1 protein-coding gene (cut by a window edge) is annotated in these 13645 nt (G+C 68.7%); it reads right to left on the minus strand.

The window, feature by feature from the left end; translation table 11 throughout:
* Positions 1-13645, minus strand: the 3' portion of a protein-coding gene (locus tag ASD79_RS25435; protein WP_156400496.1) for a tandem-95 repeat protein. 13481 nt of this gene lie beyond the right edge of the window; only the last 13645 of its 27126 coding nucleotides appear in the window; its start codon lies beyond the right edge, outside the window; it ends in the stop codon at positions 1-3.

Raw genomic sequence — 13645 nt, forward strand, 5'->3', positions numbered from 1 at the left:
TCAGGCCGCGAACAGGAAGTCGCTGGCGACGAGCGCGGACATCTGGGTGTTCTGGAGCGTCAGCACGGTCGCCGCGTCGATGGTGAACACCGTGCTCGCCCCCACCTGGCTGGCCACCGCCATCACCTCGTCGAAACTGTCGAAGGCTTCTCCCAGCGAGAACTGGATCAGGTCTGCGCCCGGCCCGCCCAGCATGAGGTCGGTGATGGTGTCGCGGCCATATCCGGCGCGGAACACGAAGACGTCCGCGTCGGCCCCGCCGGTCAGGATATCGTTGCCGCCCACGCCGTCCAGGATGTCCATGCCCTCCGCCCCGACCAGCCGGTTGGCGCCGGCGTTACCGACCAGGCTGTTGTCGAGCAGGTTGCCCGTGCCGTTGATGTTGCTCGAGCCGGTCAGCGACAGGTTCTCGATGTTCTCTGCCAGCGCGTGCGCAGCGCTGGAACGGACGGTGTCGACGCCTTCGCCCGCCGCCTCGATCGCGACGTCGCCGACCTGGTCGATCACATAGGTGTCGTTGCCCAGGCCGCCGACCAGGGTGTCGGCCCCGCTCTTGCCGTCCAGGATGTTGTCGGCGGCGTTGCCGGTCAGGAGGTTGGCGCCGGTATTGCCGGTGGCGTTGATGATCCCGACCCCGACCAGGGTCAGCCGCTCGACATTGCTGGCCAGCGTGTAGGTGGCGCTGGACAGCACCGTGTCCGCGCCGCCGTTGGCCGCCTCGGTGACGATGTCGGCCCCGTCGTCGACGATATAGAGGTCGTCGCCGAGCCCGCCGGTCATCGTGTCGGCGCCGGCCCCGCCGTCGAGCCGGTTGCCCGCCGCGTTGCCGGTGATCAGGTTGGCCAGTTCGTTGCCCGTGCCGTCGATGGCCGCCGCCCCGGTCAGGGTCAGCCGCTCGACATTGGCCCCCAGCGTGTAGCTGACGGCGCTGCGAACCAGATCGACACCCTCGTTGAGCGCCTCGACCACCAGGTCGCCGACCTGGTCGATCACATAGGTGTCGTTGCCCAGCCCGCCGGCCAGGGTGTCGGCCCCGGCCCCGCCGTCCAGGGTGTTGGCGCCGGCGTTGCCGGTCAGGACGTTGTCGAGGCCGTTGCCGGTCCCGGCATAGCCGCCGGTCCCGGTCAGGACCAGCGCCTCGATGTTCTGCACCAGGACGATGGTGCGGGCCCCGCTGACGGTGTCGAACCCGCCATCCGCCGCCTCGGTGACGACATCGCCGTCGTTGTCGACCACGTAGATGTCGTCGCCCAGCCCGCCGGTCATGAAGTCCGCGCCGGCCCCGCCATCGATGCGGTTGTCGCCGTCATTGCCGAGGATCTCGTTGGCGGCGCTGTTGCCCACGGCGTTGATCGCCGCCGAGCCGGTGAGGATCAGACGCTCGGCATTGGTCGCCATGGTGAAGCTGACTGAGGCGCGAATGACGTCGAAGCCGCCGCTGGACGAGCTTTCAACCACGCGGTCGCCCACGTCGTCGACGACATAGGTGTCGTCGCCCAGTCCGCCGGTCAGGGTGTCGGCCCCGGCCCCGCCGTCCAGGATATTGGCGGCCAGGTTGCCGATGATGGCGTTGGCCAAGGCGTTGCCGGTTCCGTCGATAGCCGCCGAGCCCGTCAGGGTCAGTTGTTCGACATGGTCGGCCAGCGCGTAGCTGACCGAAGCCTGGACCAGATCGACCCCTTCGTTCTCCAGTTCGATGACGACGTCTTCCAGGTCATCGACGACATAGGTGTCGTTGCCGGCTCCACCCGCCAGGCGATCGCGACCCAGGCCGCCATCCAGCCGGTTGGCGCCGGCATTGCCGGTGATGGCGTTGTCGGTCGCGTTTCCGAAGGCGGTCAGATTGGCGACCCCGGTCAGCACCAGGTTCTCCAGATTGGCGCCCAGCAGATAGTTGTTGAGACCCGTGCGGACGGTGTCGGTCCCCTCTCCGGCCTGTTCGGTCACCACGTCGCCGGTGGCGTCGAGGACATAGGTGTCGTCGCCCAGGCCGCCGACCAGGGTGTCGGCGCCGCCCAGGCCGTCGAGCACGTTGTCGCCGGCGTTGCCGATCAGGAGGTTGGCCAGGGTGTTGCCCGTGCCGTCGATGTCCAGCCCGCCGGTCAGGGTCAGGCGCTCGACATTGGCCGCCAGGCCGTGGCTGACCGAGGACAGCACCGCGTCCGTGCCCTGATTGCTGCTCTCGACGATCGTGTCGCCGGCGTCGTCGACGACATAGATGTCGTCGCCCAGACCGCCGACCATTCGGTCGGCGCCCAGGCCACCAATCAACTGGTCGTTGCCGGCCAGGCCGGTGAGGGTGTCGTCGCCCGCCGCGCCGTCGATCAGGTCGGCATTGGCCGTGCCGGTCAGGCTGTCGGCCGCCGACGTGCCGGTGACGATCACCGGCAGCACCGTCACGCTGACATTGGCCGTCGCCGTTCCGCCGACCCCGTCGGAAACGGTGTAGCTGAACGCGGCCGGCCCCGCGTAGCCGGCCTGCGGGGTGAACACCACCGCGCCGCCGGACAGGGCGACCGTCCCCCGCTGGGCGCCGCTCACGGCGGTGATGGTCAGCAGGGCCGAAGCGTCCACGTCGCTGTCATTGGCCAGCAGCGCGCCGGCCGGCAGGGTCAGGACCGCGCCGGAAGTCACCGTGAAGCCCCCGTCGTCGACCGCCACCGGCGTGTCGTTGACCGGCAGGATCGACAGCCGGAACGTGGCCGGCGTGACCAGCACGCCGTCGGAGGCCGTCACCCGCATGTCGATGACCCCTTCGAAATCCTGGGGAGGCTGGCCCGAGAAGCGCCGGGCGCCGGCGTCGAAGACCAGCCAGGCCGGCAACGCCCCGCCATCGGCCAGGCTGGCCGACAGCGACAACGAATCGCCTTCGATATCGACGAAGGTCCCGGCCGGCAGCACAAAGCTCCAGGCCTGGTCCTCGTTCGAGGCCTGACCGGCGATCGGCGAGGCCACGCGCGGCGCGTCGTTGACCGCCGCGATGGTCAGCTGGAACATGCTTTCGGCGACGAACCGGCCGTCCGACGCCACGACGGTGAGGTCGAGCGCGCCATGGAAGTCGGCGGGCGGCGTGCCGGCGAAGGCCATGGTGGCCGGATCGAAGGCCAGCCAGGCCGGCAGTGGCGCGCCATCGGCCAGTCGCGCCGACAGGGTCAACGGGTCACCGTCGAGCGCGGCGAAGGTGTCGCCGGGGACGACGAAATTCCACGCCGTGTCCTCGACCCCGGACTGGGCTGTCAGCGGATGAGCGACGACCGGCGTCTCGTCGACGTCGGCGATGGCCAACCGGAAACCGGACTGGGCCGTGGCCTGACCGTCCGTGGCGGTGACGACGATGTCGAGATCGCCGGCCGCCGCATAGGGCGGCGTACCGGAGAAGGTCCCGGTCGCGCCGTCGAAGACCAGCCAGGCCGGCAACGGATCACCGTTCTGGAGCGTCGCCGAGAAGGTCAGCCCGTCGCCATCGCGGTCGAAGAAGGCCGCGTTGGGCACGGTGAAGACCAGCGGCTGGTTCTCGATCGCCTGTTGCGACCCGATCGCCGCCATCGCATCGGGGGCGTCGTTGACCGGGGCGATGATCAGGTCGAACAGGTGGTTGGTCGCCAGGGCGCCGTCCGACGCGGTCAGGCGCAGGCCGATCGTGCCGTTGAAGTCGGCGGGGGGCGTGCCGACGAAACGTCGGTTGGCGGCGTCGTAGGACAGCCAGGTCGGCAGCGGCGCGCCGTCCGCCATCGACGCGGCGTAGGTCAGGGCGTCGCCCTCGACATCGACGAAGGTTCCGAGCGGCACCGGGAAGCTGACCGCCATGTCTTCCGCCGAGACGTGCGGCGCCAGGGGCGCGGCGACGCGCGGGGCGTCATTGACCTCCGCGATGTCGAGGCGAACGGTCGTGCTGGCCGACCGGCCGGTGATGTCAACGACGTCGTAGGCGAAGCGTGCGACGCCGTTGAAGTCGGCGTCGGGCGTGAAGATCACGTTGCCCACGCCATCCAGCGCCACCGTTCCGCCGACAATGGCCGAAACACCGGTCAGTTGCAGGCTTTGGCCGTCGGGGTCCCTGTCGTTGCCGAGCAGGGTCAGGATCGGGATGATCAGGACCTGGTCTTCCGTACCGTCGAGCTGGTCGGCGGTCGGGCGCGGCGCGTCCTCGACGCCCTGCACCTCCACGATGACCGTGCCACGCACGTCGGGGCCCCGACCGTCCGAGAGGGTGTAGTGGAAGCTGGCCTGACCGAAATAGTCGGCGCCGGCCGTGAAGCGGATCATGCCTTCCGGTGTCAGTTCGGCTCCAAAGCCCGAAACGCCGGTAAACACGATCGTGTCGCCGTCGAGATCGAGGTCGTTGGCCAGAAGCGTCGCCGGATCAATCAGCAGCACGCCGTCCTCGAGCATCGCGAAACCGTCGTCGATCACCGCGATCGGCAGGTCGTTGGCCGGCGTCACGTCGACCGAGACGAAGGCGGTGGTCTCGGCCCCCGCCGCGTCGCGCAGGGTGTAGACGAAGCCGCCGTTGCCGAAATAGTCGGCGCGCGGCGTGAACCGGACGATCCCGTTCTCGAGCGTCACCGTGCCGTTGACCGGATCGCCGACCGCCACGACGCTGATCGCGTCGCCGTCGATGTCGCTGTCATTGGCCAGCAGATCGGCGACCGCGATGTCGATCACGGTGTCTTCCAAGGTCTCGAAGCCGCCGTCGGCGCGGGCCACCGGGGCGTCGTTAACCGCCGCGAAGGTGATGACGACGTTGCGGTACTGGGCGGCCTGGGGTCCTGACAGCGCCGCATCGCTGGGCGAGACAATCCGCCCGTCGGTGATCTGATAGGCGAAGCGGACCTCGCCGACATAGTCGCCGTCCGGGGTGAACGAGATCCGGCCGTCGGGCAGGAGGAAGGCGCGGCCATGCGGCACGACCTGCTGGATGCCGACAAAGCTGATAGCGTCGCCGTCCGGATCGCCGTCATTGGCCAGCAATTGGGCTGTCGTGACGATCACCGGCTGGTCCTCGAAGCCGGAGAAGGTGTCGATCCCCGTGACCGGCGCGTCGTTGTCCGGCGTCACGGTGATGCGGATCGTGCCGACCGTCGTCCCGTCGGCGTCGTCGGTCACCGTGTAGGTGACGGTGTCGACCCCGTCGAAATTGAGGTTCGGCGTGTAAAGGATCTGGTCGCCGTCGCGGGTGATCGTCCCATGGGCCGGCTGGCCCAGCGACACCAGGCGGATCGGGTCGCCGTCGACGTCGCTGTCGTTGCCGAGCAGGTCGACGACGGTGAAGGCCAGGGCGGTGTCTTCCAGCGTCGTGAAGGTGTCGGTCTGGGCGACGGGCGGATCATTGACCGGCAGGACGTTGAGATCGACCGTCGTGGTGTCCGTGCCGTCGCGCCCATCGCTGATCGTGTAGCTGAAGCTGTCGCGCCCGGAATATTGCGGGTCGGGCGTATAGACCAGGCGGTAGTGATCGGCGACCAGGGCGATCAGCAGGTGGTCGCTGACCACGGTGGCGACGCCGTCATTGGCCGTCACCCGCACCGTCAGTTGGCCCGGGAAGTTCAAGGGCGGCAGGCCGCCGAGCGCGCCCGTCGCCGGATCGATGGTCAGCCAGTCGGGCAGAGCGCCGCCGTTCGCCAGGGTGGCGGCATAGGTGATGTTCGCGCCGGCCAGGCCGGCATGGGCGCTTTCCGGCAGGTCGAAAGCGAACGGCTCGGCGACCAGATCGACCCGGCCATGCTGGGGCTGGGTCATCGACACGAAGCTGATCGGATCGCCTTCTTCGTCCTGGTCGTTGGCCAGCAGCGCGTCCAGGCGCAGGCTAAGCGTCGCGTCCTCGTTGACGCTGAAGCTGTCCTGGCCGGCGTCGGGAGCTTCGCGCTGCGGCAGCACATTGACGACCGCCACCGCCCAGTCGTCGCTGACCGCGCCCTTGATGTCGTGCGCCTTGTAGCGAATGGCCAGCGAGCCGAAAAAGTCCTCGGGCGTCCGGATCTCGATGTCGTCGCCGTTGCGCACCAGGACCGCGCCGCCGCCGAAGGTGATCGGCGGATCGACCGGCAGTTCGACGATCGCCGTGCTCTGGGCCGGCAGGCCGGTGTCGGCGTCGGTCCAGCTGGCGACCAGCTTGAGTTCCAACTCGCCGACATAGTGGTCGGGAGCGTCGCCGCTGAAGGTCAGGGTCGCGGCGTCGAAGGCCAGCCAGGTCGGCAGGGCCGAACCGTCCGCCAGGGTGGCGACGACGACGGCTCCGGGACCGGCGCCCAGGACCGCCGCGGCGACCATCAGGCTGACCGGCGGCCGGGCCGCGTAGTCGGTGTCGAGGTCGCCGCCGGCCAGCTCGATCAGCCGGTCGACGACCATCTCGAATTCATAGGTCGCCACGCCGCCCGCGTTCGGCTCGGTCGCGGTGACGACGATGTCGAGGCGGCCCACATAGTAGGGCGGCGGCAGGCCTTCGAGGGTCCAGGTCTCGGCGTAGAAATGCAGCCAGGGCGGCAGGATGTCGCCATTGGCCAGGGTCGCCGTGACCGTGGCGGCCGGGGTCGTCGCCAGATCGTTCGGATCGAGGACCAGGCTCAGCGCAGCGGGCGGCGCGCCCTCCGGCGGGGCGGGGATGGTCAGGGCGACGTCGCGGACCACCGTCAGCACGGCGCCCGTCGCGACATCGGCGCGGGTGGCGGTCAGCAGCAGGAACAGGTTGCCGTCGACGCCGGCCGGCGGCGTGCCGGTCAGGGTCCAGGTCGCCGCGTCGAAGCTCAGCCATTCAGGCAGGGCCTCGCCGTTCGCCAGGGTGACCACCGCCCCGCCGGCCGCAGGCGGGGTGAAGTCGGCGATCCCGAGATCGCGGCTCAGCACCGTGCGCGCCGAGAAGTCGTTCTCCAGCACCCCCATCAGCTCGAAGGAGTCGAAGTAGATCACGTCGCCTTCGGGATCGCCGTCATTGGCGAAGGCCTCGAACGCCGATAGGAACAGCGGCAGGTCCTCGAGCCCGTCGATCACATCGTCGACCACCACCGGGCTGTCATTGGCGGGATTGATGAACAATCGCACTGTGGCGCGGTCGTAACCGCCCCGGCCGTCCGAGATCCAGTAGTCGAAGGACGCCTCGCCGTTGTAGTCGGCGCGCGGGTCGAAGGCGATCTTGCCGTCCGCCGTCCAGCGGACCTCGCCGTTCTCCGGATAGAGGTCCAGGCGGTCGATCACCAGGGGATCGCCGTTGGGGTCGGTGTCATTGAGCAGCAGCGACGCCGGGTCGATGATCAGGACCTGGTCCTCGATCGTCTCGAAGCCATTGTCGTCGACCGCGTTGGGCGGATCGTTGAGTGGGATGACGGTGACCTTGGCCGAGCCCGTGGCCGAGGCCCCGCGATCGTCGGTGACCGTGTAGGTGAAGGTCGCCTCGCCCAGGAAGTCGGCGGCCGGGGTGAACACCACCATGCGGGTCGGCACGCCGTTGACCGTCACGGTTTCGACCGCCGCCGCGCCGTGGGTTCCGGGACCGACGTCCACGAACAGGATCGCGTCGCCCTCCGGATCAATGTCGTTGCCGATCAGTTGGGCCACCGACACCATGACCGGCTCGCCCATCCGGGTGGTCAGCTTGTCTTCACCCGGGCGCGGCGCGTCATTGACGCCGATGATCTGCAGCTCGACCTGGGCCGTGGCTGTCCGGCCGTGACCGTCGCTGACCGTGTAGCGGAAGCCGGCGAAGCCATAGTGGTCGGCATTGGGCGCGAACAGCACACCGTTGGCCGTGACGGTGGCCCTGCCGTTGCTGCCCATCATGAACAGGTCGGGATAGAGGTCGTGGCCCTGGGCGTCGATCATCGGCTTGAGGTCGATGATCGTCAGGGAATCGCCATCAACATCGCCGTCATTGCCGAAGATCGCGCTGAACGGGATCAGGAACGGCGTGTCCTCGTAACCGGTAAACACTCCGTCGTCCGCCGCCGTGGGCGCGTCGTTGACCGGACGGATGATGACCTCCGCGGTCGCCGTCGATTCTCGGCCGCGGCCGTCGGTCACCGTGTAATCGAAGAAGGCGCTGCCGTGGAAATCCTGGGCGCCGGTGAACACCACCGAGCCGTCGGCCTGGAGAACCGCCGTGCCGTTGACGCCGTTGCGCACCGACAGGATGGTCAGGCCCGGATCCTCGGTGGTGGTGTCGTTACGGGTCAGCAGGTTGGCGGCGATCGCGTAGGGCGTATCCTCGTCGGCCCAGCGCACCAGGTCATCGACGGCGTTGAAGCGGTCGTTGCGGTAGAGATAGTCGAGATCGTCGCGGTCCCAGACCATGCCGTCGGCGAACACGACCTGTTCGAGGCCCGTCTCGCCGCCCAGGAAGTGGTCCTTGACCGTCACGGTGTCGATCAGGAAGCCGTCGTCGTGCTCGATCTCGAGCAAGAGGTCATCGCCCAGACGCACCACGCTGACATCGGCCACCCGAACATCGGCGTCGAAGACCACCCGATCGATACCGGTCAGGTCGCCGACCTCGACAATGGTGTCGTCGAAGGAGTCGAACCCGAAACGATAGGTGTCCGAGCCGGCCGCCCCGGCCAGCAGATCCTGGCCGAACCCGCCTTCGAAGTCGTTGGCCCCGGCGTCGCCGCGCAGGCTGTCGTTGTAGTTGGAGCCGATCAGCGCCTCGATGCCCGTCAGGCTGTCGCCGGCCGCGTCGCCGCCCGTGCCGAGCCCGGTGGCCAGATCGACCGCGACGGCCTGGGCCGCGTTGGCGTAGTCGGCGGTGTCGCGGCCGCCGCCGCCGGCGATCGCATCCGCCCCGGCCCCGCCCCGGATGACGTTGTCGCCGTCGTCGCCGGTGATCGTGTCGTCGTGATAGGAGCCGTAGATGATCTCGATGCCGACGAAGCTGTCGCCCTGGGCGTCGCCGCCGCCGGCCGTCAGACCCGACATGTCGATGACCACCGCCTCGACCGAACCCGTATAGTCGGCGATATCGACGCCGGCCCCGCCCTCGAGCACGTCGCCCCCCCGGCCGCCGACCAGCACGTCGTCACCGCCCAGGCCGCGCAGCACGTCGTCGCCGCGCCCGCCGCTCAGGCGGTTGTCCGCCTGATCGCCTTCGAGGATGTCGGCCTCGATGGTGCCGATCAGGTTCTCGATCCCGGTCAGCACATCGCCGGCGGCCGCGCCGCCCGTCGCCGTTCCCGACGCCAGCGAGACGGCCACCGCCACCGTCGAGGCGGCGTAGTCGGCCGTGTCCTCGCCGTCGCCTCCCGTCAGGACGTCGGCGCCCACGCCCCCCTCCAGCGTGTCGTCGCCGTCGCCGCCGATCAAGGTGTCGACTCCATCACGACCGACCAGCAGGTCGCCACCGCCCCCGCCGACCAGCCGGTTGTCGCCGGCCGTGCCGAGCAACTGGTCGGCGAAGTCCGAACCCTCGACCGCCTCGATGCTGGTGTAGATGTCGCCCTGGGCGAAACCGCCCTGCCCGACCCGGCTCTGCAGGTCGACCCGCACGCCGATGTTCGAGGTGTTGAAGGCGACTGTGTCGTAGCCCTCGCCGCCATCGATCTTGTCGGCCCCGTCATTGCTGGCGATGTAGTCGTCACCGCCCCGGGCGAAGATGTCGTCGTCGCCCTGGCCGGCCTCGAACCGCTCGCCCGAGGCCGTGCCGATCAGCAGATCGCGCCGCGCCGTTCCGTACAGGGTCTCGGCGTGGTCGGGCGAGACGGTCGCGAAGACCGTGCCGTCATCCGTGACGTTCAGTTCGTCGCGCATCGTGTAGGTGAAGGACAGTGGTCCCGAATAGCCGAGCGGCGTCTCGACGACGACGAACTCGTTCTCGTAGATCGACAGGACGCCGGCGGTGGGCGCCTGGGCCGAGACGAAGGACAGCAAGGCGGCATAGTCCTCCGGATCGAGGTCCACGTCGCTGTCATTGGCCAGCAGGTCCGAGATCCGCACCACCAGCGGCGCGTCACGGCTCGTGGCGCCGGCGTCCGGCGCGGCCGTCGGCGCGTCGTTGACCGACAGCACGGTGACGCGGACCACGCCCTGGTCCGTGCCGTCCGCGTCGTCGGTGACGACGTAGCGGAATTCCATCGGGCCGTGGGCGTTGGCCCGGCCGCGGAAGCGCACGACGCCATCGGCCCCCAGACTGGCGGTGCCGAAGAATGGATCGACCGAGACCGACAGGATGCGCAGAACGTCGCGGTCGATATCGGTGTCGTTGGCCAGCAGTACGGAGACCGGAATTTCGAGCTCGACGTCCTCATAGGCCGTCAGCTCGTCGAGCCCGGCCACCGGCGGCGCGTCGCCGACCGGGTCGATGTAGAGCTTGACCAGCGCATCGTCGACAGCGCCGGCGCCGTCGGAAACCACATAGCGGAACGACGCCTCGCCCCAGTAATTGGCGTCCGGCGTGAACAGGATCTGGCCTTCGGCCGTGATCGACACCGTACCGTTGGTGGCGAAGGACACCGACGACAGGGTCAAGGACGGACTGTCGATATCGCGGTCATTGGAGACCAGCCGCGCGAAGTCGATCAGGAAAGGCGTGTCCTCGGTGGCGCGCAGAAAATCGACGCCGTTGTCGGTATAGGCCTCGTCGCGCGCGATCGGATTGTCGTTGACCGGATTTACCTGGACGTCGACGTGGGTCGAGGTGAAGCCGCCCTGGCCGTCAGTGACCTCGTAGTTGAACCCTCCGAGGCCATAGAAATTGCCGTTCGGAACGAGATAGATCGTGCCGTTCTCAAGCAGGGTCGGCCGCACGCCGACCGCGCCGAACACCCGGGTGATGATCAGCGGCTCGCCGTCATGCTCCAGGTCGTTGGCCAGCAGCAGGCTGGTCGCGAAGAAATAGGGCGTGTCCTCGTCGAGGGTGAGGGTGTCGACCTTCGGCTCGGGCGCGTCGTTGACCGGCGTGACCTGGATCGCCACCGTCGCGGTGCTGGTTCCGCCGTGGCCGTCCGACAGGGTGTAGGTGAACGAGGCCGGGCCGAAATAGTAGGGCGTCGGCGTCAAGGTGATCAGGCCGGTCTGGTTGTCGAGCGCCACGGTCATGTTCGGGCTGGCCCCGACCGAGACGATCGAGACACGATCGCCATCGACGTCGCTGTCGTTGCGGATCAGGTCGGCGACGGCGACGGTGATCACGCCGCCTTCCGCGACCACGAAGCCGCTGTCGCCCCGCGCCACGGGATCGTCGTTGACCGCCGTGACGTTGATCGAGACCGTCGCCTCGGCGCGCCCGCCTTCCGGCGTGTTGGCGACATAGCGGAACGAGGCCGGACCGACATAGTTGGCGTAGGGCGTGAAGGTGATCTCGCCGTTGCTGGACAGCGACACGCCGCCGTGCGTGGCGTCGAGAACCTGCGAAATCACCATCAGGTCGCCGTCGAAATCGTTCGACAGCAGCTGGTCGACGCGAATGGTGATGAAGCCGTCCTCGGCCACCACCACGCCGGAGTCGTCCGTCGCCGAGGCCGGCGGCCGCACCCTGACCTGAACGGTCGCGGTGGCCAAGCCGTTGTGGCCGTCGGAGATCGTGTAGTCGAAGGTGGTCAGGCCGTTGAAGGTGGAGTCGGCGGTGAACACCACGTTGCCGGAAGCGTCCAGCGTGGCGGTCCCGTCATGGACGTTCGAGAGGGCGACGATCCGCAGGGTGTCGCGATCGCCGTCATGGTCGTTGCGCAACAGCGACAAAGCCGAGATCACCGAGGTTCGGCCCTGCACGACGCTGTAGAGGCCATCGTCGCCGGCCACTGGAACGGCGTTGTCGAGCAGGTTGAGCACGTCCTGCATCGTCCAGCGCACGCCGTCTGCGAACACGATCTCCTCGACGCCCAGCGTCGAGCCCGACAGCGTGTCGAGGATGATCAGCCCGTCGTCGGGCCCGCCGGCGAACGAGATCAGGATGTCGTCATCGCCCTTGTAGAAGCGGCTGACGCTGGCTTCCGTCGAGGCGTAGCCGCTGATCTGGACGACGTCGATCCCGCCGGCGTCGCCCTTGTCCTCAATGGTGTCCACCCCCGCCCCGCGGGCGAAGACATAGGTGTCCGAGCCGGCCCCGCCCGACAGCCAGTCGCGACCGCCCAACCCGTTCAGGGTGTCGGCGCCCTCGAAGCCCCAGATGTGCTCGTCGTTCGCTGTTCCGGCCCCCAGCAGGACCTGCTGGCGCAGAGCGGCGATCGTCCAGACCGTGCCGTCCGCGAACTCGACGGTCTCCACGCCCGCGGCGTCGGTCGACAACGTGTTGGCCAGCAGCAGCCGGTCGCCCACGCCGCTGAAGGTCAGAATCAGGTCGATACCGTCCGGCGGGCTGCGCTTGATCGACAGGATGTCGCCCGGCGCGTAGCCCGCGATGACCAGTCGGTCGCCCGCGCTCGATCCGGTGTCGAGAATGCGATCGTCGCCATCGCCTCGCGTGTAGAGATAGCTGTCGTCGCCGCCGGCCCCGTCGATGACGTCAGCCCCGTGTCCGCCTGTCAGGCTGTCGATTCCGCCCGTGCCCAGGATGTGGTCGGCTTCGTCGGTGACATTGCCGGTCACCAGCCTGGCGCTGACGCCAGCGGTGGTCAGGGCGACGCCGCCGTCGGCGAAGCGGATCGTCTCGATGGTGTCGGCCGCCCCGCCGGCCAGGCCGTTGATGATGGTGATGGTGTCCGTCGTTCCGGCGAAGGTGATCACCAGGTCCGTCGAGGTGGAGTCCAGGCGGCGGAACGTGGCCTGGTCGACCGTGTAGCCACGGATCTCCAGAACGTCGGCCCCGCCATTGCCGTTGTCGTCGATGATGTCGCGACCATCGCCGCTGGCGAAGACGTAGGTGTCGTCGCCCGAGCCGCCGCTGAGGCGGTCGTCGCCCAGCCCCCCGGTCAGCAAGTCGGCGGCGGTGGTGCCGTTGATGATGTCGTCGTCGGCCGTGAAGGCGTTCTCGATCACCCGGGCGCGAACCTGGGCCTCGGTCCAGACCGTGCCGTCGTCGAAGACGATCTGCTCGATCAGGCCCGCGCTGGTGAAGAAATTGCGCGCCGTCAACACGTCGTTGCTGGCCTGGAACCGCAGGACCAGATCATTGCCGAGCCGCGACAGCAGGACCTCGCCCGGAGCGAAGTCCTCGATGAGGATGCGATCCGCCCCGGAGCCGTTGTCGTTGACGATGTCGCGTCCGTCGCCCCGCGCGAACACATAGGTGTCGGCGCCCGAGCCGCCCGACAGGGTGTCGTCGCCGGCTCCACCGCCCAGCACGTCGGCGGCGCTGGTCCCCAGGACGAAGTCGTCGCCGGCCGTCATCTGCGAGGCCTGCGCCGCGTCGCGCAGCTGCGCCAGCGTCCAGACCGTGCCGTCGTCGAAGACCAGGCCCTCGATCGCGTAGCTCTCGGAGTCGAAGAACCCGCGGACGGTCAGCGAGTCCGAAGCGTCGCCGAACCGCAGCACGACGTCCTGTCCGACCCGCGAGACGCGCATCTCGGCCGGGGTGAAGTCGTGGATCAGCACGCGATCGTTGTTGTCGTAGCCGGTCTCGCGGACGATGTCGTGGCCACTGCCGCGCGAAACCACGTAGGTGTCGGCGCCCGAACCGCCCTGCAGGAGGTCGGCCCCCGCCCCGCCGTCCAGAACGTCGCCCTCGGACGAGCCGTTGATGGTGTCATCGCCCGCCGTCGCGGCCTGGGCGATCGCCAGGGCTCGG

This window comes from Caulobacter sp. Root655 (assembly GCF_001427665.1).
Lineage (GTDB): Bacteria > Pseudomonadota > Alphaproteobacteria > Caulobacterales > Caulobacteraceae > Caulobacter.